The 24,319-nt window shown below is 67.8% G+C and carries 25 protein-coding genes; 18 read left to right on the top strand and 7 right to left on the bottom strand.

The genetic code is table 11. The features are described from left to right. The first annotated feature begins 54 nt into the window (after positions 1-54). From AC069H_RS27290 to AC069H_RS27245, 10 genes are all read left to right on the top strand, one after another. Positions 55-2,019: a DUF6541 family protein gene (locus AC069H_RS27290; RefSeq protein ID WP_478234257.1), complete on the top strand. Its 1,965-nt coding sequence runs from the start codon at positions 55-57 to the stop codon at positions 2,017-2,019. A 59-nt stretch (positions 2,020-2,078) separates the two neighbouring features. Continuing rightward, entirely contained in the window at positions 2,079-2,780 is a 702-nt protein-coding gene (locus AC069H_RS27285; RefSeq protein ID WP_478234256.1) for a glycosyltransferase family 2 protein, read from the top strand. 10 nt (positions 2,781-2,790) lie between these two features. Next, positions 2,791-3,228 (top strand): DUF2304 domain-containing protein, encoded by a 438-nt coding sequence (locus tag AC069H_RS27280; RefSeq protein WP_034314607.1) that lies wholly within the window; start codon positions 2,791-2,793, stop codon positions 3,226-3,228. Then, positions 3,225-3,773 carry a uridine kinase family protein gene (locus tag AC069H_RS27275; RefSeq protein WP_478234284.1) on the top strand — a complete coding sequence of 183 codons (549 nt, stop codon included), beginning with the start codon at positions 3,225-3,227 and terminating at the stop codon, positions 3,771-3,773. Before AC069H_RS27280 ends, AC069H_RS27275 begins: the two co-directional genes overlap by 4 nt. A gap of 385 nt (positions 3,774-4,158) precedes the next feature. Beyond that, a complete protein-coding gene (locus tag AC069H_RS27270; RefSeq protein ID WP_478234255.1) occupies positions 4,159-5,832 on the top strand; it encodes an ABC transporter substrate-binding protein in 1,674 nt (557 codons plus the stop codon). An 87-nt stretch (positions 5,833-5,919) separates the two neighbouring features. Beyond that, the gene (locus tag AC069H_RS27265; protein ID WP_063275656.1) at positions 5,920-6,921 is read left to right on the top strand and encodes an ABC transporter permease; all 1,002 of its coding nucleotides are present in this window, start codon (positions 5,920-5,922) and stop codon (positions 6,919-6,921) included. After that, positions 6,918-7,853: an ABC transporter permease gene (locus AC069H_RS27260; protein WP_034314615.1), complete on the top strand. Its 936-nt coding sequence runs from the start codon at positions 6,918-6,920 to the stop codon at positions 7,851-7,853. The genes AC069H_RS27265 and AC069H_RS27260 overlap by 4 nt, the downstream gene beginning before the upstream one ends. Positions 7,854-7,860: 7 nt before the next feature. Continuing rightward, entirely contained in the window at positions 7,861-8,856 is a 996-nt protein-coding gene (locus AC069H_RS27255; protein WP_340686321.1) for an ABC transporter ATP-binding protein, read from the top strand. Then, positions 8,853-9,971, top strand: coding sequence for an ABC transporter ATP-binding protein (locus tag AC069H_RS27250; RefSeq protein ID WP_478234254.1), 1,119 nt, complete (start codon positions 8,853-8,855; stop codon positions 9,969-9,971). The genes AC069H_RS27255 and AC069H_RS27250 overlap by 4 nt, the downstream gene beginning before the upstream one ends. Positions 9,972-10,101: 130 nt before the next feature. After that, entirely contained in the window at positions 10,102-10,743 is a 642-nt protein-coding gene (locus AC069H_RS27245) for an SDR family oxidoreductase (protein WP_478234253.1), read from the top strand. Here AC069H_RS27245 and AC069H_RS27240 read toward each other — a convergent pair. Continuing rightward, positions 10,736-11,299: a CGNR zinc finger domain-containing protein gene (locus tag AC069H_RS27240; RefSeq protein WP_478234252.1), complete on the bottom strand. Its 564-nt coding sequence runs from the start codon at positions 11,297-11,299 to the stop codon at positions 10,736-10,738. The genes AC069H_RS27245 and AC069H_RS27240 overlap by 8 nt on opposite strands. An 88-nt stretch (positions 11,300-11,387) precedes the next feature. Between AC069H_RS27240 and AC069H_RS27235 the strand changes: the two genes are divergently transcribed. Together AC069H_RS27235 and erm are read left to right on the top strand one after the other, a co-directional pair. Next, positions 11,388-12,086, top strand: a complete 699-nt coding sequence (locus tag AC069H_RS27235; RefSeq protein ID WP_478234251.1) for an SDR family oxidoreductase — start codon at positions 11,388-11,390, stop codon at positions 12,084-12,086. 183 nt (positions 12,087-12,269) lie between these two features. After that, on the top strand, positions 12,270-13,004 hold the full coding sequence (gene erm / locus AC069H_RS27230) for a 23S ribosomal RNA methyltransferase Erm (protein WP_478234250.1): 735 nt from the start codon (positions 12,270-12,272) through the stop codon (positions 13,002-13,004). Here erm and AC069H_RS27225 read toward each other — a convergent pair. Further along, positions 12,907-13,830, bottom strand: a complete 924-nt coding sequence (locus tag AC069H_RS27225) for an EamA family transporter (RefSeq protein WP_478234249.1) — start codon at positions 13,828-13,830, stop codon at positions 12,907-12,909. The genes erm and AC069H_RS27225 overlap by 98 nt on opposite strands. Positions 13,831-13,917: 87 nt before the next feature. On the opposite strand from AC069H_RS27225, the gene AC069H_RS27220 reads away from it, so the two are divergent. Next, positions 13,918-14,856, top strand: coding sequence for a LysR family transcriptional regulator (locus tag AC069H_RS27220; RefSeq protein WP_478234248.1), 939 nt, complete (start codon positions 13,918-13,920; stop codon positions 14,854-14,856). On the opposite strand, the gene AC069H_RS27215 is transcribed toward AC069H_RS27220, so the two are convergent. Beyond that, positions 14,813-15,418 (bottom strand): TetR/AcrR family transcriptional regulator, encoded by a 606-nt coding sequence (locus tag AC069H_RS27215; protein WP_478234247.1) that lies wholly within the window; start codon positions 15,416-15,418, stop codon positions 14,813-14,815. The two genes, AC069H_RS27220 and AC069H_RS27215, sit on opposite strands and share 44 nt — an antisense overlap. Before the next feature lie 58 nt (positions 15,419-15,476). On the opposite strand from AC069H_RS27215, the gene AC069H_RS27210 reads away from it, so the two are divergent. Further along, positions 15,477-16,103, top strand: a complete 627-nt coding sequence (locus AC069H_RS27210; protein WP_478234246.1) for a peroxiredoxin-like family protein — start codon at positions 15,477-15,479, stop codon at positions 16,101-16,103. 64 nt (positions 16,104-16,167) lie between these two features. Here the strand turns inward: AC069H_RS27210 and leuA are convergent, their stop codons facing one another. Then, entirely contained in the window at positions 16,168-17,925 is a 1,758-nt protein-coding gene (leuA, locus tag AC069H_RS27205) for a 2-isopropylmalate synthase (RefSeq protein WP_478234245.1), read from the bottom strand. Positions 17,926-18,169: 244 nt separating this feature from the next. Between leuA and AC069H_RS27200 the strand changes: the two genes are divergently transcribed. The 3 genes from AC069H_RS27200 to AC069H_RS27190 are packed head-to-tail and all read left to right on the top strand — an operon-like array spanning position 18,170 to position 21,010. Further along, positions 18,170-18,535: a hypothetical protein gene (locus AC069H_RS27200; RefSeq protein WP_478234244.1), complete on the top strand. Its 366-nt coding sequence runs from the start codon at positions 18,170-18,172 to the stop codon at positions 18,533-18,535. 25 nt (positions 18,536-18,560) lie between these two features. Then, positions 18,561-19,166: a chemotaxis protein CheB gene (locus tag AC069H_RS27195; protein ID WP_478224325.1), complete on the top strand. Its 606-nt coding sequence runs from the start codon at positions 18,561-18,563 to the stop codon at positions 19,164-19,166. Continuing rightward, complete coding sequence (locus AC069H_RS27190) at positions 19,163-21,010, top strand: CheR family methyltransferase (protein ID WP_478234243.1); 1,848 nt, start codon at positions 19,163-19,165, stop codon at positions 21,008-21,010. The genes AC069H_RS27195 and AC069H_RS27190 overlap by 4 nt, the downstream gene beginning before the upstream one ends. 1 nt (position 21,011) lies before the next feature. Here the strand turns inward: AC069H_RS27190 and AC069H_RS27185 are convergent, their stop codons facing one another. Next, a complete protein-coding gene (locus AC069H_RS27185; protein WP_478234242.1) occupies positions 21,012-21,755 on the bottom strand; it encodes an ANTAR domain-containing protein in 744 nt (247 codons plus the stop codon). A 138-nt stretch (positions 21,756-21,893) separates the two neighbouring features. Between AC069H_RS27185 and AC069H_RS27180 the strand changes: the two genes are divergently transcribed. After that, a complete protein-coding gene (locus tag AC069H_RS27180; protein WP_478234241.1) occupies positions 21,894-22,787 on the top strand; it encodes an ANTAR domain-containing protein in 894 nt (297 codons plus the stop codon). On the opposite strand, the gene AC069H_RS27175 is transcribed toward AC069H_RS27180, so the two are convergent. Further along, positions 22,780-23,373 carry a hypothetical protein gene (locus tag AC069H_RS27175; RefSeq protein WP_478234240.1) on the bottom strand — a complete coding sequence of 198 codons (594 nt, stop codon included), beginning with the start codon at positions 23,371-23,373 and terminating at the stop codon, positions 22,780-22,782. The two genes, AC069H_RS27180 and AC069H_RS27175, sit on opposite strands and share 8 nt — an antisense overlap. 9 nt (positions 23,374-23,382) lie before the next feature. After that, the gene (locus AC069H_RS27170; protein WP_478234239.1) at positions 23,383-24,222 is read right to left on the bottom strand and encodes a helix-turn-helix transcriptional regulator; all 840 of its coding nucleotides are present in this window, start codon (positions 24,220-24,222) and stop codon (positions 23,383-23,385) included. Between the last annotated feature and the right edge of the window lie 97 nt (positions 24,223-24,319).

Here is a 24,319-nt window from a genome sequence, read left to right as displayed (position 1 = left end):
GCCGAATGGGACAGGACGGTGCCGGGCGCCGGTGAGATTGGGACAGCGAATTCGATGAACGTGCTCCTCGTTATGCTCGCGTTCTGGCTGCCGGGCCTGCTGTTCGGCGCCGCGATCCGGCTCCGAGGGTGGACGCTGGCCGCCGCCGCGCCGCTGCTCACCTTTGGTCTCGTCGCCATCGGTATCCCGGTCCTCGGCAACTTCGGCATTCGCTGGAACATGCTGAACGTCGCGCTCTGGACGATAGTCGTGTCGGCCCTGGGTTTCGCGCTCGCTTTCGCCGCAGCGTGGTTCACACGCCGCCGCCACCCCGACTGGGAGCGGGACCGGCCCGAACGCTCCGTCCGCGACCACGTACTCATCGGCGCCGGAGTGCTGACGGGCCTCGCCGTCGGCACGGTGACCTTCGTGCGTGGTTCGCACAGCCTGAACAACGTCCAGCAGGGCTGGGACGCCCCGTTCCACGGCAATCTGGTGCGCTGGATCGCCGAACACGGCGACGCCCGGCCGTCGACCGTCGGCACCATCGCGAACCTGCCGAACCAGACCGACTACTTCTACCCGGACACCTACCACGCGCTGCTCGCCCTGGTCTTCGACAAGGGCGGCCTGGCGATGATGCCGACGCTGAACCTGGCGGCTCTGATGGTCGTGCTGACCGTGCCCGTCGGCGTCGCGGCGATGTGCCGCGCGTGGGGGATGCCGGTCCTCGCGACGGCCGCCGCGGCGGCCGTGTCCACCTGGTTCACCGCCTTCCCGTACGACTCGCTCTGGCGCGGACCGCTGTGGCCGTACGTCGCCGGTGTGGCGCTCGTGCCCGCGATGCTCGCACTGGCCAAGCTCCTGGTGACACCGCGAGGTATCACCGGACCGGTGGCGATCGGTATCGGTGTCGCCGGCCTTGCCGGACTGCACACCAGCCTGATCTTCGTCATCCTCGTCTATTTCCTGCTGATCCTCCTGGCCGTGCTGTTCCGCCTCGAGAAGATCGATTGGCGCCGCAGCGCCGCGTCGCTGGTGGCCACGGTGGTGCTGGCGGCCGCGTTCGGCCTGCCGACCGTGCTGCCCGCGCTCTACAACGCGAGCGGGGTGACCGCCGCCTACTGGGCGTCGGAGACCAGCGTTTCCGGTGCGTTGGGGCAGACCATCACGTTCTCGCCGACGGCCGCCTTCCCGCAGTGGTGGATCGGTATCCCGGCGTTCATCGGCATCATCCTGCTGGTCCGGCACCGCAGGATGCTGTGGATGGTCGGGGCGTTCGTCGTCCTGGGCGGCCTGTTCGCCGCGACGATCTCGCTGGAGACGCCGCTCATCCATACCCTGACCGGGCCGTTCTACAACGACCACTGGCGGATCGGCGCGCTGGTCCCGCTGGCGGGCGCGGTCGGCTTCGGCGCCTTCGTGCACGCCACGGCGGGCAAGTTCGCCGAGAAGGTCGGTGAGCGCATGCCGAACCTGAACCCGGCCACCCTGGCGGTCGTGGGCGCGGTCGTGGTCGGTCTGGTGGCGGGCCTGCTGAGCAAGGGCGGTTACATCGGCCGCAATTCCGCGCGACTGGCGTTGAACTACGGTGAGGGCCCCTCGGTTTCCAAGGCCGAGGAAGAGGCCTATGCCTGGCTGGGCGCACATGTCGTGCCCGGTGAACGCGTGATGAACGACAAGGCCGACGGCTCGGTGTGGCTGTACGCGCTCGCGGGGGTTCAGCCGGTCGAGTGGACCAACTACGGCGCCGAGTTCACCACCAAGGCGGGCTGGCTCAGCGTGTTCCTCAACGACATCAACCGCGAGCCGCGTGTGCGCGAGGCGCTCACCGACCTCAAGGTGCGCTACGTGCTGGTCGGCAAGGGCAAGGTGGCCCCCAACGCGCAGTCCGCGGTGGGTCTCCAGCGCCTCGACATCACTCCGGGTTTCAAGCGCGTCTTCCGCAACCTCGACGCGTCGGTTTACGAAATCGAAGGTCAGCAAGGTGTAGTCGATCCCGGTTCGAGTATCGGGGCCGACACCGCTCACGGCCAGTAAGAGGATAGAGTGATCCAGTGTCCAGTACGACCGTGACCACCCGTCGCGTACTCATCGTGATGCCTGCTCTGAATGAGGAGGCCAGTGTCAGCGCGGTCATTTCCCAGGTCAAGAAGTCATTGCCGGGGATGGATGTGCTGGTCGTCGACGACGGTTCCGTCGACAACACGGCGAACCTCGCCCGCGCCGCGGGTGCCGAGGTCGCGCGCCTGTCGGTCAACCTCGGTGTCGGCGGGGCGATGCGCACCGGTTTCCGGTACGCCGCCGCCCGCGGTTACGACGTCGTGGTGCAGGTGGACGCGGACGGCCAGCACGACCCCGACGAGGTCGCGGCTCTGCTGGACGGGCTGAACGACGCGGACATCGTGATCGGTTCGCGGTTCGCGGGCAAGGGCTCCTACAAGGCGAGCGGCCCGCGGAAATACGCGATGGTCGTGCTGTCCTTGGTGTTTTCCCGGCTCGGCAAGACCCGGCTCACCGATGTCACGTCCGGCTTCAAGGCGATGGGTCCCCGCGCGATCAAGCTGTTCGCCGCGTATTACCCCGCCGAGTACCTCGGGGACACGGTCGAATCGCTGGTGATGGCGATCCGCGCCGAACTGAAGATCAAGGAAATCCCCGTGATCATGCGGGAGCGGGCGGGTGGCACGCCGAGCCATTCGCCGGTGAAATCGGCCGTTTATCTCGGTCGGGCCGGGCTCGCTCTGCTGCTGGCGCTCATGCGCCGTCGACCGGCTGTCGACTCGTCGGATTCGGCGTAAAGGAGCTTTCATGGCTGGCTGGCGCATTCTCAGTATCGTCATCGCCTGTTTGGTGCTGTTCGTCGTCCTCGAGATGATGCGGCGGCGGAAGCTGCGTGAGAAGTACGCGGGCGTCTGGCTCTTCCTCGCCGTCGGCGTGGTGGTGCTCGCGCTCGTTCCGCAGGCCGCCGACTTCCTCGCCGACGTCACCGGCATGCAGACGCCGTCGAACTTCGTGTTCCTGATGGCCGGTGTGGTGCTGGCCTTGGTCGCGCTGCATCTGTCGACCGAGGTCGGGCATCTCGAAGAAGAGGTCCGGACCTCCGTCGAGGAGATCGCGCTGCTCCGCTGCGAACTCGCCGACGCCCAGCGTGAGCTGGAAGAACGCGTCGCGGCACTCGAAGCCAAGACCGCGGCTCCCGACAACGTCAACGGGCTCCCCGAAGTGAGCCCCGCACGCGCACGCTGATCGACGCCCTTTTCGCGGCCCCGCCGAGGTTGGGCGCCGTCCGCGTGCTGGCCGTCGACGGCCCGTCCGGCTCCGGGAAGTCCACGCTGGCCGACAAGATCGTGGCCGAACTGGCCGGTCGTGGTGTCCGGGTGGCGCTGGTGAGCACCGACGAGTTCGCCACCTGGGACGATCCCGTTTCGTGGTGGCCGCGGCTGGAGACCGGTGTCCTGGAACCGCTGCGCGCGGGCAGGGTCGGCCGGTACCGGCGAGTGGACTGGTCCAGTGGTGTCCCGCTGCCGGGTGAAGAGGTCGAGATCCCGGTCCCCGAGGTGCTGGTGCTGGAGGGCGTTTCCAGTGGCCGCGCGCGGATGCGGCCGTCATTGTCCCTGCTGACCTGGCTCGACGGCGGGAGCGAGGCCGAACGGCTGGACCGCGGCGTCGAGCGTGACGGCGAGGGGTCCCGGGCGGAACTGCGGCGCTGGCAGTTGTTCGAGCGCGGGTGGTTCGCGGTCGACGGGACCCGGGCCGCGGCGGATCGCGTTGTCACCTCTCGTGAGTGGTAAGCCCCGTGCCGAGTGGCGGTTTCGGTACAAGCGGTCGTGAGTGGTAAGGACGGTTAGAACCGGCCTTACCACTCACGAGAGGCGGCCCGATACCCGCGAATGTCCTGTTTTGTCAGTGACCCATTGGTTGTAGCGGTAAGCACCCATTTGAGTCAGTGACCCGGCACTCTGCGCGTTAGTGGTCCGGAATTGATTACACTCCGTCCGGAATTGCGGACACTTTGCGGTCGTATTGGCCGTCGTGTAGCGCGATCGTAACCTCGCGTGCTTAAGTGCGGGCTGAGTTCCCGCTAGTGTCGGCGGGCACACCGATCGTCCGTGGAGCTCGACTTTCCGACCGACCGGACGGTGCCTAAACACCGAAAATCTCCTCAAGGGGTGCCAGATGCAGCAACTGCGGGTGACCCGAGCACGCCGAGTGGCCCTGATCGGGCTTGCCGGCGCACTCGCGGTCTCCATTTCCGCCTGTGCCGAATCGAAGCGTGAAGAAGGCGCAGGGGGTGGCTCGGGAGGCACGATGGTCTTCGGTGCCGCCGGTAACCCGAAGACGTTCGACCCGCTCTTCAACGACGACGGTGAGACCTTCCGCATCATCCGCCAGATGATGGACACGCTGATCATGAACAAGCCGGGGACCGCGGACCTCGAGCCTGGTCTGGCGGAGAAGTGGGAAGGCAGCAACGAAGGCAAGACCTGGACCTTCACCCTGAAGAAGGGTGTCAAGTTCCACGACGGCACCCCGTTCAACGCCGAGGCGGTCTGCTTCAACTTCAACCGCATGTACAACATGAAGGGCGCCGCCGCCCAGAGCCAGATGATCTACTACGGCGACGTCTTCGAGGGCTTCGCCAAGAACGAGGGCGACGCTTCCGGCGACCCGGTCTTCAAGGACTGCCAGGTCAAGGACGAGTCCACCGCCGTCCTCAACCTGAACAAGGCCAAGGGCGCCTTCCCGGCGGCCTTCACGCTGCCGTCGTTCTCGATCCAGAGCCCGGACGCGCTGAAGAAGTACAACGCCGACGCCGTCACCCAGAGCGGTGACTCGTTCTCCTACCCGGAGTACGCGCTGAAGCACCCCACCGGCACCGGCCCGTTCAAGTTCGAGAGCTGGGACCAGGCCAAGGGTGAGATCACGCTGGTCAAGGCCACCGACTCGCCGACCCAGACGGCCAAGCTCGACAAGCTGGTCTTCAAGGTCATCCCGGACGAGAACGCCCGCAAGCAGGCGCTCAAGGCCGGCGACATCCAGGGCTACGACTACCCGTCGCCCGCGGACTACGGCCTGCTGCGCAACGACGGCGAGCAGGTGCTCATCCGCCCGTCGTTCAACGTCCTGTACCTGGGCATCAACCAGAAGAACAACCCGAAGCTGAAGGACCTCAAGGTCCGCCAGGCGCTGGCTTACGGCCTCAACCGTGATCAGTTCGTGAAGTCGAAGCTCCCCGAGGGCGCCGAGACCGCGACCCAGTTCGTGCCGAAGGCGATCGACGGCTACAACGAGAACGTCACCAAGTACGACTACAACCTTCAGAAGGCGAAAGATCTGCTGCAGGAAGCCGGCGCCGAAGGCATGACCCTGAAGTTCTACTACCCGACCGAGGTCACCCGGCCGTACATGCCGAACCCGGCCGACATCTTCACCTCGCTGTCCGAGGACATGAAGGCCATGGGCATCAAGGTCGAGCCGATCGCCAAGCCGTGGAACGGTGGCTACAAGGACGACGTCCAGAAGGCGGGCAAGCACGACGTGCACCTGCTCGGCTGGACCGGTGACTACAACGACGCCGGTAACTTCGTCGGTACCTTCTTCGGCCGCGAGAAGCCGGAGTTCGGCTTCGCCAACCCGGAGCTGTTCTCGGCCATCTCGGCCGCGGACGCCGCGCCCGCCGGTGAGGCGCACACCAAGGCGTACCAGGAAGTGAACCAGAAGATCATGGAATACCTGCCCGCCATCCCGATCTCCTACGGCCCCCCGGCGATCGTCGTGGGCCCGAAGGTGAAGGGCCTGGTGGCCAGCCCGCTGACCGACGAGCGCTTCTACACCGTCACGGTCAACTGATCCACCACCACTGAGCCACTAGGGGGTGGGCGCTACCGCGCCCACCCCCTAGTGGCCCATTCCCGGGCTGGCAACAAAGGAACGCACGTGCTCCGTTTTCTCGTGCGTCGGCTGCTACAAGCGATACCGACGCTCTTGATCCTGTCCATTTTGATCTTCGCCTGGCTCCGGTCCCTGCCCGGTGGCCCCGCCGGCGCCCTCCTGGGTGACAAGGCGACCCCGGAGAAGATCGCCGACCTGAACAAGCTCCTCGGCCTCGACGATCCGATTTTCGTCCAGTACTTCAAGTTCCTCGGCCGGGCGATCACCGGCGATTTCGGCAACTCGCTGGTCTCCGCCCAGCCGGTCATGTCGGAGATCGGGAACTTCCTTCCCGCCACGATCGAGCTAGGCTTCTGCGCGATGCTCATCGCGGTGGGCCTCGGCATCCCGTTCGGCTACCTGTCCGCCCGCTTCCGCGGCGGGGCCGTCGACAACGTCATCATCGTGCTCAGCCTGGTCGGCGTCGCCGTCCCGGTGTTCTTCCTCGGCTACATGATGCAGGACCTGCTGGCCGCCCCGCTGGGACTTCCCTCGCAGGGCCGTCAGATGGCCGGTCTCGACGCCACCACCGTCACCGGGTTCGCGGTCTTCGACGGCATCATCACCCAGGAATGGGACGCCGCCTGGGACGCGCTCACCCACCTGATCCTCCCGGCGTTCGCGCTGGCCACGATCCCGCTCGCGGTCATCGTCCGGATCACCCGGGCCTCGGTGCTGGACGTGCTGAACGAGGACTTCATCCGCACGGCCAACTCGAAGGGCCTGACCCAGCCGATCGTGCGGCGCCGTCACGTGCTCCGCAACGGCCTCCTGCCGGTGGTCACCGTCATCGGCCTCCAGACCGGCGCGCTGCTCGGTGGCGCCGTGCTGACCGAGCGGGTGTTCAACTTCCGCGGCCTCGGCTTCCTGCTCGCCGAAGGCATCGAGCGGCGTGACTACCCACGTCTGCAGGCGCTGCTGCTGTTCGGCGCGCTGGTCTACGTGCTGGTGAACATGCTGGTCGATATCTCGTACGGGCTCATCGACCCGAGGGTGCGTGTCCGATGAACACCTTGCTGAACAAGAAGAAGGAGCCGATCGACAAGCTCGCGGCTTCGTCGGCGAAGGGCCACAGCCTCGGTGGCGAGGCGCTGCGCCGGATGATGCGGAGCCCGGTGGCCATCACCGGCGCCGTGATCACCGGCCTGTTCCTGCTGGTGGCGATCTTCGCACCGCTCCTGGCGCCGAAGGATCCCTACGAACGGTATCTGCAGAGCCAGGTCATCCTCGGCCAGGGCATCATCCCGGGCGCTCAGCCCGGTTTCCCGCTCGGTGTCGACGACTTCGGCCGCGACTACCTTTCGCGGCTGCTGGTCGGCGCGCAGAACACGCTGCTGGTCGGTGTGCTCGCGACGATCATCGGCGTCGTGGTCGGCATGATCATCGGTGGCCTCGCCGGTGCGTTCGGCGGCTGGGTCGACACCGTGCTGATGCGGCTCGTCGACGTCATGCTGTCCGTGCCGTCGCTGCTGCTGGCGATCTCGGTCGCCGCGCTGTTCCAGAAGCCGAGCCAGTGGACGGTGATCGTCGCGGTGTCGATGGTCAGCGTGCCGATCTTCGCGCGGTTGCTGCGCGGTTCGATGCTCGCGCAGAGAAACAGCGACCACGTGCTCGCGGCGACGTCGCTCGGCGTCAAACGCGGGGCGATCGTGTTGCGGCATATGCTGCCCAACTCGCTCGGCCCGGTCATCGTGCAGGCCACGCTGACCCTGGCGACCGCGATCCTCGAGGCGGCGGCGCTGTCGTTCCTCGGTCTCGGCGACCCGGACCCGAACCGGGCGGAATGGGGCATCATGCTGAGCCGCAGCGCTCGGCAGTTCCTCGACATCCGCCCCGAGCTGGCGTACTACCCGGCCATCGCGATCATCATCGTCGCGCTCGGGTTCACGCTGCTCGGCGAGTCCCTGCGGGAAGCCCTCGATCCGAAGAACAGGCGGTGACTTTCTGATGGCACTCCTCGAAGTACGCGACCTCAAGGTCGTTTTCCAGCGACGCGGTGAGAAGCCGTTCACCGCGGTGGACGAGGTCAGTTTCGACGTCGAACCCGGCCAGACGGTCGGTCTCGTCGGTGAGTCCGGTTGCGGCAAGTCCGTGACCTCGCTGGCGATCATGCGGCTGCTCGCGAAACGCGGCAACCAGGTCAGCGGTTCGGTGTCGTTCGAAGGCACGGATCTGCTTCGCCTGTCGGACAAGGAAATGCGGGACCGCCGCGGCCGTGACCTCGGCATGGTGTTCCAGGATCCGCTGTCCTCGCTGAACCCGGTCATCCCGATCGGCCTGCAGATCACCGAGGTGCTGGAGCGGCACCGCGGGATGGCGCGCAAGGCGGCGTCGGTGGAGGCGGCGGAGCTGCTGGACAAGGTCGGCATCCCCGACCCGACGCGGCGGCTTTCCGAGTACCCGCACCAGCTGTCCGGTGGGATGCGGCAGCGTGCGCTGATCGCGATCGCGCTGGCGTGCCGTCCGCGGCTGCTCATCGCCGACGAGCCGACCACCGCGCTCGACGTGACGATCCAGGCGCAGATCCTCGCGCTGCTGCGGGAACTGGTGCAGGACACCGGGACCGCGCTGATCATGATCACGCACGACCTCGGTGTCGTCGCCGGTCTCTGCGACGAGGTCAACGTGCTCTACGGCGGCAAGATCGTCGAGCGGGCGGAGCGGCACTCGCTGTTCGCCGAGCCTCGGCATCCGTACACGCACGGCCTGCTCGCCTCGATCCCGCGGCTCGACGCGGGCCGCGGCGAGAAACTGATCCCCATCAAGGGATCCGTCGCCGACAACATCCCGTGGGACGGCGGCTGCGCCTTCGCGCCCCGCTGCCCGAACGCTCTCGGCGTGTGCCGGGAGGTTTCACCGCAGCTGACCCCCGATCGCGGTGGACTGCTGCGCTGCCACAACCCGGTGATCCCGGCCGTGGCCGCACGAGGAGGGGTCCGATGACGCACGCGGTACCGGAGCAGGAAGTACTGCTCGAGGTCAACGACCTCAAGGTGCACTTCCCGATCAAACGCGGCATCGTGATCGACCGGACGGTCGGGTACGTGTACGCCGTGGACGGCGTCGATCTGGCCATCCGCAGGGGTGAGACCTACGGTCTGGTCGGGGAATCCGGCTGCGGGAAGTCCACTTTGGGCAGGGCGATCCTCCGGCTGACCGAACTGACGAACGGCAACGTCGTCTTCGACGGCACCGACGTCGCGGGCCTCAATGGCGAGGACCTGCGCAAGGCCCGCCGCCGGATGCAGATGGTCTTCCAGGACCCGATGTCCTCTTTGGACCCTCGGCAGTCGGTGGAATCCATTCTGACCGAAGGAATGAAGGCGCACGGCCTCGCCAAGGACAAGGAGGCGACGGCCAAGCGGCTGCGCGAACTCCTCGCCGCCGTCGGTCTTCCGGAGTCCTCGCTGCGGAAGTACCCGCACGAGTTCTCGGGCGGTCAGCGTCAGCGCATCGGGATCGCGCGGGCGCTCGCGGTCGAGCCGGACCTGATCGTCGCCGACGAACCGGTGTCCGCGCTGGACGTCTCGGTGCAGGCGCAGGTGGTCAACCTCCTGGAGGACCTGCAGGAGAAGCTCGGGCTCACGTACCTGGTGATCGCGCACGACCTCGCGGTGGTGCGGCATATCTCCGACCGCATCGGCGTGATGTACCTCGGCTCGCTGGTCGAAGAGGCCGACGCCGACACGCTGTACGAGAACCCGCTGCACCCGTACACGCGGGCGCTGCTTTCGGCGATCCCCGTGCCGGACCCGACGGTGGAGGACAACCGGGAGCAGATCCTGCTCGCCGGCGACCTGCCGTCGCCGGCGCGGCCGCCGTCCGGCTGCCGGTTCCACACGCGATGCCCGTGGAAACAGCAGAGCCTGTGCGACACCGACCGCCCGCAGTTGCGGGAGATCGGCGCCGGGCACCGGGTCGCCTGCCACTACGCGGAGGACATCCGCGACGGGCGGATCAAACCGCACGAGGTCAAGACGGAACTCGTCGGAGCCGGGGAGCTGAACCCCGACGTCGGCGGGCTGCCGGACGTCGGCTCGGCGGCGGAGATCCTCTAGTCCCGCTTGAAGTACATGAAGGCCCCCTTCCTTGCGTCTGGGTACAGGAAGGGGGCCTTCACGCGCTTCTCGCATTCAGAGGACTAAACGCGGGCAGGCGCGGAAGGCCGCCTTCGGGCAGACTCGTGTCATGCGGGTCACAGTGCTGGGAGCGTCGGGGCGGACGGGCATCCACGTGGTCCGGCTTCTGCGGGGCCGAGGCCATCAGGTGCGGGCGGGGCTGCGCAGTCGTCGCCGCGCGGAGGAGGTCGCCGGTCTCGGCGCCGAAACCGTGGTCGCGGACGTCACCGCGGACGCGGAAGACCTCGTCGAGGCGCTCGCCGGTTCCGAGGTGGTGATCAGCGCGATCGGCGCACCCGATCCCGATCAGGCCTCCGTCGACCTCGTCGACCGCGACGGCGTGATCACCGCGATCCGCGCCGCCGAGAAGGCGGGTGTCTCGCGGTTCGTGCAGCTTTCCGCGCAGTTCGCGGATTCGCCGGACCAGGGCGATCGCCTGGTGCGGTCGATCCTGATGGCGAAGCAGATCTCCGACAGTGTCCTGCGGCGCTCCAGCCTGAACTGGACGATCGTCCGGCCCGGCACGCTCACCGACGACCAGCCCACCGGCCGCGTCAAGCTCGGCGGTCACCTCGAACCGGGCCGCGTCTCCCGCGCGGACGTCGCCGCCGTCCTGGTCGCCACGCTGGAGGAGCCGCTCACCGAGAACCAGGGTTTCGACGTCATCGGCGGCGAGATCCCGATCGCCTCGGCGCTGGCTTCGTTCAGCTGAGCGCTTTCTTCCGCTCCCGCGCCGCCCGCAGGTTGGCGACGTTCCCGCAGGTGCGCACGTCGTGCCAGACCCCGCTGTTGTTGCGCGAGACGTCGTAGAAGGCCGAGCGGCAGCCGTCGAGACGGCACAGTTTCAGCCGCGGCCAGATCCCGGCCTGCTGCGCGAGCAGCGTCTCCGTCCACAGTGCCGACGCGAGCCACTGCAGTCCGGTACCGGACGGGAACAGCCGGACGACGCCGTCCCGCAGCGTCAGATCCGCCTTGACCGGTTTGCCGAAGTCCGCGTCCCCGTCTTCCACGAGCGAAACGAAGGTCTCTCGCAGGTCGCGAAGCGCGCGAAGGTCGCCTGGCCCCAGCGTGATCTCGGGCACCTCGGCGTCCCGTGCCCGCGACCATTCCGCCAGCGCCTCGGCGGCCCAAGGCCGCGTCAGGTCGGTGTCGTTCAGCAGGTCGAGGCCGTAGGTCTTGATCGCCTTCGTGTTGAGGAAGTCCTGAACGAGCGCCAGCCCCGAGGGGGCGGTGCGTAACCGGTATCGGTCCGTCGCGGTCCATGACATAGGTCAAGCGTACTTGACTCTGTCGGCGCGCGTCGCCATGCTGACGACAGAGGCAAACAATAAACACTTCTGTCAAGGGAGTACAGTCATGACCTCCATCGAAGGTGCCGTCGCCCTGGTCACCGGCGGGCAGCGCGGGCTCGGCAAGGCGTTCGTCGCCGAACTGCTGGCCCGCGGTGCCGCCAAGGTCTACGCGACAGCCAGGTCGCCGCGCGAGGAGACCGACCCGCGGATCGTCCCGCTCCCGCTCGACGTCACCGACCCCGAATCCGTCCGCGCGCTGGCGGAGAAGGCGGGCGACGCCACGATCGTCTTCAACAACGCCGGAGTCCTCGGCCTCGGTTCGCTGTTGACCGATGACGTCGACGCGCACCGCCCGGTCTTCGAAACGAACGTCTTCGGCGCGCTGCGGATCGCGCAAGCGTTTGCGCCGCAGCTCAAGGACGGCGGAGCGCTGGTCAACGTGCATTCGATCCTGTCGTGGGCGGCCGGCTCGGGCTCCTATGGCGCGTCGAAGGCGGCCTTCTGGTCCCTCACGAATTCGCTCCGCATCGAGTTCGCCGACCAGGGCACGCAGGTCGTCGGCGTCCACCTCGGCTACACCGACACCGACATGACCCAGGGCCTCGACATCCCCAAGAACGACCCGCGCGACGTCGCCCGCCAGGTCGTCGACGGGCTGGAGAAGGGCGAGACCGAGGTGCTCACCGACGACCTCACCCGCCACGTCAAGGCCGCGCTGTCCGGCCCGGTCGAGCACCTCGGCACCAGCCGGATCGGCGCGTAGAAAACGATTGGCGTGAGGCCTCCGGCCCGAGGTAGTTTCGCCGCCATGTGTGCTTCCGCGTTCACCAGGACCCGCCGCAACTAGCGGCGGATCCCCGGCGTCAAGCAAGGAACCGCCGCCCGAGCGAGTCATCGCCGGGCCTGCCTCGTGCTGCCCGGCTCACCTCGAAGCCGCGGAGATCCCTTGCGCACACAGCGTCCTGGCCGTCATGAACTCGGCCAGAACTTCCTCATCGACCGGAACATCATCGAAACCGTCGTGAAGCTCGTCGACGGTACGGACGGGCCGGTCATCGAATTCGGCACCGGCGACGGCGCGCTGACCTTGCCGCTCGAACGGCTCGGCAGGCCACTGACCGGCGTCGAGATCGACGACCGCCGAGCCGCCCGGCTGGCGGGCCGCGTCCAGCCCTCGACGAAGATCGTCACCGCGGACTACCTGCGGTTCCCCCTGCCGAAGACGCCACACGTACTGGTCGGCAATCTGCCGTTCCACCTGACCACCGCGACCCTGCGTCACGTCCTCGCCGCTCCCGGTTGGACGGACGCCGTCCTGCTCATGCAGTGGGAGGTGGCGCGCCGCCGGGCCGGGGTCGGTGGCGCGACCATGATGACCGCGCAGTGGTGGCCGTGGTTCGACTTCCGGCTGGCGGGGCGGGTGCCCGCCACGGCGTTCCGCCCGCGGCCCGGCGTCGACGGCGGTCTGCTCACCATGACCCGCCGCGAGCGTCCGCTCGTCGAAGACGCGGATCGTGTGCGCTACCAGGACTTCGTACGGCGGGTGTTCACCTGCCCCGGCAAGGAAGTCGTGCCCAAAAGCCTCACCGCACACCAGTGGGCTGAGGCGTTTCGGCTTCGGCGAGGAAATCCGGTTCGCGCACGCGGCGCTTCGTCGAACCGAACAGGACGCCCCCGATGACCACGGCCGCGGCGAGGATCTCTGCCAGTGAGGGGCGTTCGTCGAGGACCAGGAACGCCATCGACAGCCCGACGACCGGCACCAGCAGGGAGAACGGCGCGACCACGCCCGCGGGGTTGCGGCGCATCAGCGACGTCCAGATCCCGGAGCCGACGATCGTGCCGAACAGCACCACGTAGGCGAGGCCGCCGAGGCCGATCAGCCCGGTGGTGGTGCCGAGGGTGCTCAGCGAGTGGCCGATCTCGGCGGGGCCCTCCATGGCCAGCGACAGCGCGAACATCGGCAGCGGCGGCACCACGGACATCCAGAGGACGAAGTTCAGCGGGTTGTCCGGTGCCGCCTGCCGGGTGCTCAGGTTGCCGAACGCCCAGCTCAGGGCGCCGAGGAGGGTCAGGATCACCGGCAGCAGGGCGGCGTTCCCGGCCTGCTGCCAGGCGATCGTCGCCATCCCGGCGACGGCGAGCAGGATGCCGGTGAGCTGCCGTCCGGACACGCGTTCACGCAGGAAGACGGCGCCGAGCAGGACGGTGAACGGCGCCGACGCCTGCAGCACCAGCGACGCGAGACCGGTCGGCATACCGGTGTCCATCGCGATGAAGAGGAACACGAACTGCCCGGTGCCGAAGCCCAGCCCGTAGCCGAGCAGGTGGCGGATCTTCACCTTCGGCCACGGCACGAACAGGATCGTCGGGATGGCGATGACCGCGAAGCGCAGCCCGCCGGCGAAGACGGGCGGGAACTGGCCGAGAGTGGCGTGGATGGCGAGGAAGTTGCAGCCCCAGAGGACGGCGACGAACAGGGCGAGCAGACGATCGCGGGCGGGCATGTCTTCACTCTTACGTGGTGCGACCCTTTAGGACCAGCGAGAATATTTGCAGCGATCGTTCAGTTCGGCTTCACATATGCTGGCGGTATGGACATCGGCCGGTTGCGGACCCTGCGGGAGTTCGCCGATCGCGGCAGCGTGACGGCGGCCGCGAAGGCGTTGCACTGCACGCCGTCCGCGGTTTCCCAGCAGCTGCGCGCCTTGCAGAGTGACGTCGGTCTCGCGCTGACCGAACCCGCCGGAAGAGGACTGCGGCTGACCGACGCGGGTCGCGCGCTGGTCGCCCGCGCGGACGACGTACTCGCCGCCCTGGAGCGCGCGGAGTCCGAATTGGACACTTATCGCAGCGCCCCGCGCGGCCGGGTCCGGGTGGCGATCTTCCAGTCGGCCGGGCTGATGCTGCTGCCCGGGCTGCTGCACCGGACGGCGGAGTTCGACGGGCTGGACGTCATCGTGCGCGACGTCGACATGACCCCGCCGGAGGTCCCCGGGCTCGTCGCGGATTACGACATCGTGGTGGCGCACCGGGACGAGCACGCGCCGTCGCTCGGCTCGGACCGGCTGGAGACGCGGCATCTGCTGCGTGAACCGCTCGACGTCGCGCTCCCCGCCGGGCACCGGCTGGCGAAGCGGCGCCGCATCGAGCTGGCCGAACTCGCCGACGAACGCTGGATCAGCGTCAACGCCGGGTTCCCGGTGGACGACATCCTCCAGTCGCTGATCATCCGCACCGGGGTGCGCCCGCAGGTCGTCCAGCGCATCAACGATTTCCGCATCACCGAGCGGCTCGTCGCCGCCGGGCACGGGATCGCGCTGCTTCCCCGGTACACAATGGATACTCGGCGCGGCAGCGGCCTCGTTTGCCGCCCGCTCGCCGGGATCAAGGCGGCGCGGCACGTGGAAGCGGTCTACCGGATCGGGGCGGCTTCCCGGCCGGCGGTGGCGAAGGTGCTCGACGCGCTCGCCGGCGAGGTCGGCGCGCTCACGGGCGAGCGTGACTCCTCAGGTGGTCCAACGCGATCTTGAGCGCGTCGGCGATCGGCGTGACGTCGTGGCGCAGGTGGGCCATCAGCAGGCCGCCTTGGACGCAGCTCATGGCGGCTTGCGCGAGCCTGGCCGGGTCGGCGTCCGCGGCGAGTTTTCCCTTTTCTCGCAACGATTCCAGTCCGCGCTGGAGATGTGACTCCCATTCGCGGTAGGCCTTGTCCAGCAGCGGGGCCATCTGGGGGTCGTCGCCGAGTTCGCCGGTGAGGTTGCCCAGCGGGCAGGCGATCGGTCCCTTGGGCGTGGTCTGGATGGCCAGGATCTCGCTCGCCCACTGGTCGAAATCGGCCCAGTCGTGCAGCTCGAAGATGGTCGGCTGATTGCCGAGGATGTTTTCGAGGAAGCGGGCGATGACCGCCTCGACGAGCTGATCCTTGTTCTTGAAGTAGTGGTACATCTGCGATTTCCCGGCGCCGCTCGCCGCGAGCACCTTGTCGACGCTCGTCCCGGCGACGCCGTTGACGTACATCAGCTCCGCCGCCGCGTCGACGATCGCGTCCCTCGTCATCCGCCCCTGCGGGGTCTTCGCCGGTTGACCACTCATGTACCGAATAGTACAGTCGGCCTCACTGTACCGATCAGTACAACCGAAGGAGCTGTCGATGGGGGATCTCAACACCGACCTCGCCGAGCTGCGGGAATCCGTCGCGAGCCACGTTCCGGCCGAGGTCGCCGAGGTGCTCAAGGCCGACCGTGCGACGTTCGTGGGGGTGGTCGCCGAGGAGGCCGCGAAGCCGGGAACGGCGATGCCGGACCTCGTGCTGCCGGACGTCGGCGGCGAGCGGGTCCGGGTCGCGGACGGCCCCGCGGTCGTGGTGTTCTACCGCGGCGCGTGGTGTCCGTACTGCAACCTGGCCTTGCGTACGTATCAGCGGGAACTGTTGCCGGAGCTGGAGAACCTGGGCGTGAAGCTGGTCGCCGTCAGCCCGCAGCTGCCGGACGACTCCTTGTCCACGAAGGATCTCGAGTTCGCCGTGCTGTCCGATGTGGACAACCAGCTCGGCCGTGCGCTCGGCATCACGTTCCGGCTGGCTCCGGAGACGAAGCCGGCCTTCGACACGCTCATCGGCGACGTCGAGAAGATCAACGGGGCGGCGGAATGGGAGCTGCCCTATCCGACCGTCCTGGTCGTGGACGGCGAGGGGGTCATCCGGTACATCGACGTGCACCCGGATTACACGACGCGCACCGATCCGGCCGACATCCTGGCCGCCGTGAAGGCCCTCTAGCGCGTGAAGGCCCCTTCCCCTCGGCTCAGCCGAGGGGAAGGGGCCTTCACGCGCGAAGCGAAAACTACCGGTGAGCCCGGTTCACCGCGGAAACGACGGCCCGCAGCGAAGCGGTCACGATCGACGGGTCGATCCCGATGCCCCAGTACACCCGGTCGGAGATCGCGCACTCGATGTACGACGCTGCCCGCGCGTCGTCGCCTGGCGAGAGCGTGTGCTCGCTGTAGTCCAGCAGCCGCAGGTCGAACCCGACGGTCGACAGCGCGTCGAAGAACGCCGCGATCGGGCCGTTGCCCCGGCCGGTGACCTCGTGCTCGTCACCCTCGACCCGCACGGTGGCGGTGATGTCGTACTCGCCGTCGCCGTTGTCCCTGACGTGCTGGCGCACCAGCTCCAGCGGCGTCTTCAGCTCCAGGTACTCGGCCGAGAACGCGTTCCACATCGTGGCCGGGTCGACCTCGCCGCCCTCGGTGTCGGTGTGGCGCTGGACGACCTTCGAGAACTCGATCTGCAGGCGCCGCGGCAGGTCGAGCTGGTGCTCGGCCTTCATGATGTAGGCGACGCCGCCCTTGCCGGACTGCGAGTTCACCCGGATCACGGCCTCGTAGTTGCGGCCGATGTCCTTCGGGTCGATCGGCAGGTAGGGGACCTCCCACGGGTGCTCGTCGACCGGCGTCCCCACCTTGTCGGCGGCGGCCTTCAGCGCGTCGAGGCCCTTGTTGATCGCGTCCTGGTGGCTGCCGGAGAACGCGGTGAACACCAGGTCACCGGCCCACGGGCTGCGTTCGTGCACCGGCAGCTGGTTGCAGTACTCGACGGTCCGCTTGATCTCGTCCATGTCGGAGAAGTCGATCTGCGGGTCGACACCCTGGCTGTACAGGTTCATGCCCAGCGCGACCAGGTCGACGTTGCCGGTGCGCTCGCCGTTGCCGAACAGGCAGCCTTCGATCCGGTCCGCGCCGGCCTGGAAGCCCAGTTCGGCGGCGGCGATGCCGGTGCCGCGGTCGTTGTGCGGGTGCAGCGACAGGATCACCGAATCGCGGCGGTCCAGGTTGCGGTGCATCCACTCGATCGAGTCGGCGTAGACGTTCGGCGATGCCATCTCGACGGTGGCGGGCAGGTTCAGGATGACCGGCTTCTCCGGCGTCGGCTGCCAGATCCCGGTGATGGTGTTGCAGACCTCGAGCGCGTACGACAGCTCGGTGCCGGTGTAGGACTCCGGCGAGTACTGGAACCGGAAGTCGGTGTCCGGCTGCTTCGCGGCGTAGTCGACGACCAGCTCGGCGGCCTGCGAAGCGATCTTCGTGATGCCGATGCGCTCCTCGCGGAACACGACGCGACGCTGCAGGATCGAGGTCGAGTTGTAGATGTGGACGATCGCGCGCGGCGCGCCTTCGAGCGCCTTGAAGGTGCGCTCGATCAGCTCCGGGCGGCACTGGGTCAGCACCTGGATGCTGACGTCGTCCGGGATGGCGCCCTCGTCGATGATCTCGCGGACGAAGTCGAAGTCCGTCTGCGACGCCGCCGGGAAGCCGACCTCGATCTCCTTGTAGCCCATGCGGACCAGCAGGTCGAAGAACTTGCGCTTGCGCGCGGGCGACATCGGGTCGATCAGGGCCTGGTTGCCGTCACGCAGGTCGACGGCGCACCACAGCGGCGCGGTGTCGATGCGCTTGTCCGGCCAGGTGCGGTCGGGCAGCGAGATGTCCTCGACCAGGTCGTACCAGGGGCGATAGCGGTGCACGGGCATCGAAGTGCCGCGCTGGGTATTCCACGAAGCCTGCTCGGAAGGCGCAGGACGGGTGGGCTTGCGGATGCTCATGAGGGGACGGTTCTCCTGAAGAATCGGGTGCGACGACCGGCACCACGAAGCCCCGCGACGGGGAGCCGGTCCGATCAGGCCCCGTCGCGGCAGCGAAGCAGGAGAGCTCGAGCCACGACGCCACCTTAACCGCGTGATCTCCCGAAAGGAAACCCGGGCCGCGATCGAACCGTGACTCAAGTGGCGCCCATTCGGGTTACTCGCGGGTAGCAATCGGACCAGGCGGCGTGCCACACTGCCCGGCATGGGCGAGCACGCTGAAGAGAAGGAAACCGCTGATCAGCCGACCAGACGCAAGGTCGACTGGCGAGCGGGCGGTGGTCGCGCGGCCGGCATACTGGCGAGCGTGGTCCGCTGGGTCGGATTGATCTTCGCGGCCATCCTGGTGCTGCACGTCGTCTTCGTGATCGGCGAGGCGAACCCCGGCAACGGCATCGTGTCGTTCGTCCGAGGCGGGGCCGACGGGCTCCTGCTGGGCTTCAAGGATCTCTTCATGCCCGAGGACGCCAAGCTCCGCGTGTTGATCAACTACGGCATCGCCGCGGTCTTCTGGATGGTCGTCACGGGAATCCTCGCCAGGATCATCCGACGCGTCGGCGGTCCGGCTTAGCGCACGGAGCACTACGCTGGGGGGTATGCCCGCCCCCGACCGTCACGAGGCGATGGCTTACGAGATCGTCGCCGTGGGTTCCTCGGCGGGTGGAGTCAAGGCGCTCATGGCGATCCTCGGCGAGCTGCCCGCCGATTTCCGCGTGCCGCTGATCGTCGTCCAGCATCTCGATCCCCGGCACGACACGGTTCTCGCCGATATCCTCAACCGGCGGTCACGGCTGCGGATCAAGCTGGCCGAGACCGGGGACGTCCTCGAGCCCGGCGTCGTCCACATGGCACCGCCGAACCGGCATCTCCTGGTGAGACCCGGCGGTGTGCTGGAGCTTTCGGCGACCGAACAGGTGAAGTTCGTACGGCCGTCGGTCGATCTGCTCTTCGAATCCGTCGCCGCCGTCTACGGTCCCGCCGCCCTCGTCTGTGTCCTGACCGGGACAGGGTCCGACGGTTCGGCAGGGGCCGCGATGGTGAAGGCGCGGGGCGGCAGCGTTGTCGCCGAGGATCCGGCGACCGCCGAATTCAAGGGCATGCCCCAGGCCGTGGTGAAGGCCGTGCCGGTCGACTTGGTGCTTCCGCTGGACGAAATCGCCGGTGCTCTCGTCGGCCTGGTCAAGGGAACGAGGACGCTATGAACGCGCCGGACGGCGAAAACCACGACGATCGCGGGCTCGAGGACCTGCTGACGTTCATCAGGGATTCCCGCGGCTTCGATTTCACCGGCTACAAGCGGACCTCCCTCGCTCGCCGGATCCGGAAACGGATGCAGGCCGTGAAGATCGACGGATACGCCGAATACCGGGACTTCCTGGAGATCAACGCCGAAGAGTTCCTGGAACTCTTCAACACCATCCTGATCAACGTCACCAGTTTCCTCCGGGATCCCGAAGCCTGGCACTACCTGCAGACGACCGTCGTGCCCGAAATCGTGGCGAGGGTCGGCGAAGAAGGTGAGATCCGTATCTGGAGCGCCGGATGCTCCAGCGGCGAGGAGGCGTATTCCCTCGCGATCATCTTCGCCGAGCACCTCGGTGTCGAGGAGACCACGAGGCGGGTCAAGATCTACGGGACCGACGTCGACGAGGAGGCCCTGCGCGAGGCGAGGACGGGGCTGTATTCCTCGAAAGCGCTGGATCGATTGACCGAAGGACTGAAGAAGAAGTACTTCGAGCCGACCGGCAATCTGTTCGCCTTCCGGCGAGACCTCCGGCGTCGGGTGATCTTCGGCAGACACGACATCACGCGTGACGCCCCCATCTCCCGGGTCGACCTGCTCGCTTGCCGCAACACCCTGATGTACTTCAACGTCGAGGCACAGGCGAAGATCATCGAGCGCTTCCATTTCGCGCTCAACGAAGGTGGCTACCTGTTCCTCGGGAAGGCCGAAATGCTGCTTTCCGACGGCATCCGATTCGACGCGGCCAACATCCGTAACCGGGTTTTCAAGCTGCGAACGGGGGGTATGCCGGTGAAGCCCGCGCGGTTCGACGTCCGGGCAGGCGCGGGGGTGCGGGACGCCAACCGGCGACGTCACGTCACCGAACTCGCCTTGGCGTCGTCACCCGATTCGGTCCTCGGCGTCGAGCGTGACGGCACGGTCGCCCTGATCAACGGCTCGGCTCGGTTGCAGTTCGGGCTGTCCTCGGACGACGTCGGCAGGCCGTTCCACGATCTGGAGATCTCCTACCGGCCGATCGAACTCCGCTCGGTGATCGATCAGGCCCACGCCGAGCGCCGCAGCGTGCGGATCGATTCCGTCCGGCGCCAGAAGAGCACGGAAGAGACGCAGTACCTCGACATCATCGTCCGGCCGCTGATCACCATCGAAGGCGAGGACATCGGCGTGGCCATCACATTCGTGGACACCACCGAGGCGACCAGGCTCCAGCAGGAGGTGAAACGGGTGCAGGAGGACCTGGCGACGGCCTACGCCGAACTTCAGTCGACGAACGCGGAACTCGAAACGGTCAACGAGGAACTCCAGTCGAGCATCGAGGAACTCGAGACGACGAACGAGGAACTCCAGTCCACGAACGAGGAACTCGAGACCACGAACGAAGAACTCCAGTCGGGCAACGAAGAACTCGAAACCATGAACGAGGAGATGCGCATCCGCACCGCGGAACTCGACGAGACGCGCATGTTCTTCGAAGGAGTGCTTTCGAGCGTCGAAGCAGGCGTGGTCGTGCTCGACGGAGATCTTCAGGTGCGCAGCTGGAACCGGGGCGCCCAGGAACTGTGGGGTATGCGCGCCGACGAGGTCTACCGGCAGGATTTCTTCGGCCTCGACTTCGGCCTGCCGACCGCCGGGCTCCGCGACACCGTCGAGGTCTGCAACGAGACCGGGCATCGGGCGGCGCGGGTCGAGATCGACGCGGTGGACCGGAAGGGCAGGTCACTCGTCGTTTCGGTCAGCTCCTCGCCGCTGCGGGGACCGGGCGGCGGAGTGGTGCTGCTGATGGAAAAGCGGCGGGGGTGAGTCAGCGCCCGCGCGTCGTGTTCCTGGGGAGTGAACCCACCAGATCGGACGCCGTCACGCGACGGGTGACGATCAGTTCGCACAGGTCGCTGATCCGGCGGTTGTGGCCGCGCGCGTAGCGACGCAACAGGCGGAACGCTTCGCCCGGCTCGATCTCCAGCCGAGCCGAGACGATGCCCTTCGCCTGCTCGATGATCACCCGGCTGTCCAGCGCCACCTGCAGTTGTGCGGAGGTCCTGGTCAGGCCGGCGATCGCGCGGTGGTTGAGCATGCCGATCGTCGCCGCGTCGGCGAGCGCGACCGCGACCCGCAGGTCGGCCACCGGCAGCGGAGCGGTTTCCGTGGTCAGGATCGTGACGTCGCCGAGGACGTCTTCGCGGCGGCTGAACGGGAACGCGTGTACCGATCGGAAACCGAGCGAGAGAGCGGCGGGCACCAGTCGTTTCCAGCGTGTTCCCGCCTCGTCCAGAAGCACGTTGACGACCGGCTCACGCCCTGCGCGGCAGTCCACGCCGGGGCCTTCCTCGGCGAGGATCCGGGCGAGCGACGGTCTTTCGAGCCGTTCATCGGTGTGTACCGTGATCGGGTGGTCGCCTGCCGCGACGAGCCGGACCGAAGAGGACGAAACCAGCTCTGCGTAACGGTTCGTCACACAGAGCCAATAGTCTTTCGGGTCGAGCGCGGGTGCCAAGGTGTCGGCCAGCTCCACCAACGTGTCGGCGACCCATCTTTCCCGGTTCTGCATGAAATCCGGCCTTCCTGCGAAATACGGTTTCGAGGGCGCTGGGGAATCAACGCTAGTCCTCCGCCCGCTGACGGGGAACCCGCCGGGCTCAGCCGTTCGGGTCCTCTCCGCGGGCGTCGCCGGGCGTACGCTCAGCCCATGTGGGACGGCACCGGTGGTCGGTACGACCCGACCGCCATGCGCCGACTGATCGACACCGAGCGCGGGCGGGCGGATCGAGCGGCGGCAGTCGCGAGGCGGCACGAAAGCCTGATGGAGACGGCCACCGTCTCGATGCGGCCCTTTCATCTGCGGATGGCGGAGCTGCACCGCGCCACCGAGCGCAAGCACCGGGCCGCGGCGGACATGCACGCTGGCTACCTCGACGCCGTCGGGCGCTGGGCGGACCTGCCGGAGGAACCGGCGGGCGTGCCCCCGGCGTTCATGACGGTCGCCGCCGAGGCGACCGGCCTCCGGAGCCTGGCGGTGTCCCTGTTCAGCACCGGCGGGGGCGAGGCTTCGGTCGTCGTGTCCGATCCCATCGCCGCCAGGGCGCACGACCTCGAATACGCCCTCGGCGAAGGACCTGCCCGGGACACGACGGGGAGACCGGGGGTCTGCGGCGAGCCGGAACTCGTGAGCCGGTGGCCCCAGTTCGGCCCGGCGGCCAGGGAACTCGGCGTCCGATCGGTGGTGTCGGCCCGGCTTGGCCCCGCCGAGGTGCCGATGGGCAACGTCACCGCGTACCGGCCCGAGCCCGAACCGGGTGCCGAGGTAGCCCGGTCGGTGGGGGTGCTCGCCGACGTGCTGACCAGCACCGCGTTGGACCCGGCGGTGCGCCTGGACGTGGACGACGGCCTGCCGGTGCATCCGCTGTTCGGCGACGTCGACCTCTGCGTCGTGGCGCACCAGGCCACCGGGGTCGTGATGTCCACCCACGACTGCTCGGCGGCCGACGCTCTGGTCCTCATCCGCGCGCACGCCTTCGCACGGAACGAGAGCGTCACCGAGCTCGCCCGTGCCATCGTCGCCAGGACGTACCGGCTCAGCTGACACCGAGCCTTTCGTAAGCCTCGACAGCGGCCTTCGGGTCGTCCGCCTGGAACTTCACGACGCGGACGGTCTCGGTCTTGCCGAGCGGCCGGGTCACCGTGATCGGCTCACGCAGTTCGGCGACCAGGTTCGTCTCGTAGAAGTTGTCGTAGCTGAGCCAGGTTCCGTCGCGAAAGGGCTTCGCCTTGAGGGGATCGTGGCTTTCCTTCACGTGCCGCAGGCTGAGCACGTTCTCCCTGGGGATCCGCACGTCGTAAAAGGAGCTGTAGCGCACCCGCACCTCGCGCGACGAGATCACGTGCGGCCGGACGACGGTGCCGGCGTAGACCCCGAACACCAGCAGCGCCGAGTACACGCCAAGGGCGAGCAGCAGGAGGTCGACGACGAGGCCGAAGTCGATCAGCCAGAAGAGACCCGCTTCGACGGCGCTCACCACCGCGAACACGATGAAGATCGACTTCCCGTTCGCGCCGTACGGCACCGCGACGGCGTCCCCGTCGATGCCGTCCTTCCGGCGCCTGAGATACAGCCAGAGTCCGGCCATCGTGCGGGATTCGTTGCGGAGAACGCTGCGAAAGGCCCCCATGACCCCAGGTTAGCGATCGAAGTGGGTCAGGATCTTCAGCGCGTCGGCGGATCCCGGGTCCTTCGGCGTGTAGATCTCCAGCCGGTGGTCGGGGCTGTCGGGCTGGAGCCACACCTGGTAGTCGACGCTGACCGCGCCGACCGTCGGGTGACGCAGGTGCATGGCGCCGACGGTGCAATCAGCCACGTCGCCGGTCGCCCAGAGTGACGCGAACTCGTCGCTGCGCATCGAAAGCTCGCCGATGAGCCCGGCCAGGCGGGCGTCGGTGGGGTAGCGGCCCGCGGTCAACCGCAGGTAGGCGACGTGGATCGGCGCGAGTTCGGCCCGGTTCCGGTGCAGCTCGCGGGTCAGCGGGTCGAGGAAGAACATGCGCGGCAGCGACGGCCGCCGTTCGGGATCGTTCGGCGCGTCGAAATCCAGGTGTTCGGCCATGAGCGTGTGTCCGGCGTGGTTCCACGCGAGCACGTCGCCGCGACGGCCGAAGACGAGGGCGGGCACGGCCTCGCCGAGGTTCTCCAGCAGCGCGAGGACCCGCGGGTGCGGGTCTTCCGGGCCGGGGTCGGACAGCTTCGGGAGCGCGGATTGCCGGGCGAGGTTGTGCAGATGGCCGGTCTCGACGTCGTCGAGCCGGAGCGCGCGGGCGAGCGCGTCGAGCACCTGCCGTGAAGCGGTTTCGGCCAGTCCTTGCTCCAGCCGCGTGTAGTACCCGGCGCTCACTCCGGCGAGCTGGGCGAGCTCTTCGCGGCGTAGACCAGGTACACGGCGCGAAGTGCCGTACGTGCGCAGGCCGATCTCGGCGGGCGTCACGCGATCACGACGGCTCTTGAGGTATACGCCGAGGCTTTCCATGACTCCGAGCCTAAGTTCTCCGCCCGCCGCGTGGGTGTACCCGCCGGGTGTACCCACGGCACGGGGATGGCTGCTCACTCGAAGCCGGTACAGCGTC

The organism is Amycolatopsis sp. NPDC043887, from assembly GCF_056435665.1.
Note: the sequence above shows the minus strand (reverse complement) of the source record. Positions and strands in the feature narration are given on the sequence as shown.

Bases quoted from the DNA above. Each gene is read 5' to 3' on its own strand.
- AC069H_RS27290 (WP_478234257.1), top strand. From the start codon at position 55: ATGAACGTGCTCCTCGTTATGCTCGCGTTCTGGCTGCCGGGCCTGCTG.
- AC069H_RS27285 (WP_478234256.1), top strand. From the start codon at position 2,079: ATGCCTGCTCTGAATGAGGAGGCCAGTGTCAGCGCGGTCATTTCCCAG.
- AC069H_RS27280 (WP_034314607.1), top strand. From the start codon at position 2,791: ATGGCTGGCTGGCGCATTCTCAGTATCGTCATCGCCTGTTTGGTGCTG.
- AC069H_RS27270 (WP_478234255.1), top strand. From the start codon at position 4,159: ATGCAGCAACTGCGGGTGACCCGAGCACGCCGAGTGGCCCTGATCGGG.
- AC069H_RS27260 (WP_034314615.1), top strand. From the start codon at position 6,918: ATGAACACCTTGCTGAACAAGAAGAAGGAGCCGATCGACAAGCTCGCG.
- AC069H_RS27255 (WP_340686321.1), top strand. From the start codon at position 7,861: ATGGCACTCCTCGAAGTACGCGACCTCAAGGTCGTTTTCCAGCGACGC.
- AC069H_RS27250 (WP_478234254.1), top strand. From the start codon at position 8,853: ATGACGCACGCGGTACCGGAGCAGGAAGTACTGCTCGAGGTCAACGAC.
- AC069H_RS27245 (WP_478234253.1), top strand. From the start codon at position 10,102: ATGCGGGTCACAGTGCTGGGAGCGTCGGGGCGGACGGGCATCCACGTG.
- AC069H_RS27240 (WP_478234252.1), bottom strand. From the start codon at position 11,299: ATGTCATGGACCGCGACGGACCGATACCGGTTACGCACCGCCCCCTCG.
- AC069H_RS27235 (WP_478234251.1), top strand. From the start codon at position 11,388: ATGACCTCCATCGAAGGTGCCGTCGCCCTGGTCACCGGCGGGCAGCGC.
- AC069H_RS27225 (WP_478234249.1), bottom strand. From the start codon at position 13,830: ATGCCCGCCCGCGATCGTCTGCTCGCCCTGTTCGTCGCCGTCCTCTGG.
- AC069H_RS27220 (WP_478234248.1), top strand. From the start codon at position 13,918: ATGGACATCGGCCGGTTGCGGACCCTGCGGGAGTTCGCCGATCGCGGC.
- AC069H_RS27215 (WP_478234247.1), bottom strand. From the start codon at position 15,418: ATGAGTGGTCAACCGGCGAAGACCCCGCAGGGGCGGATGACGAGGGAC.
- AC069H_RS27210 (WP_478234246.1), top strand. From the start codon at position 15,477: ATGGGGGATCTCAACACCGACCTCGCCGAGCTGCGGGAATCCGTCGCG.
- leuA (WP_478234245.1), bottom strand. From the start codon at position 17,925: ATGAGCATCCGCAAGCCCACCCGTCCTGCGCCTTCCGAGCAGGCTTCG.
- AC069H_RS27200 (WP_478234244.1), top strand. From the start codon at position 18,170: ATGGGCGAGCACGCTGAAGAGAAGGAAACCGCTGATCAGCCGACCAGA.
- AC069H_RS27195 (WP_478224325.1), top strand. From the start codon at position 18,561: ATGCCCGCCCCCGACCGTCACGAGGCGATGGCTTACGAGATCGTCGCC.
- AC069H_RS27190 (WP_478234243.1), top strand. From the start codon at position 19,163: ATGAACGCGCCGGACGGCGAAAACCACGACGATCGCGGGCTCGAGGAC.
- AC069H_RS27185 (WP_478234242.1), bottom strand. From the start codon at position 21,755: ATGCAGAACCGGGAAAGATGGGTCGCCGACACGTTGGTGGAGCTGGCC.
- AC069H_RS27180 (WP_478234241.1), top strand. From the start codon at position 21,894: ATGTGGGACGGCACCGGTGGTCGGTACGACCCGACCGCCATGCGCCGA.
- AC069H_RS27175 (WP_478234240.1), bottom strand. From the start codon at position 23,373: ATGGGGGCCTTTCGCAGCGTTCTCCGCAACGAATCCCGCACGATGGCC.
- AC069H_RS27170 (WP_478234239.1), bottom strand. From the start codon at position 24,222: ATGGAAAGCCTCGGCGTATACCTCAAGAGCCGTCGTGATCGCGTGACG.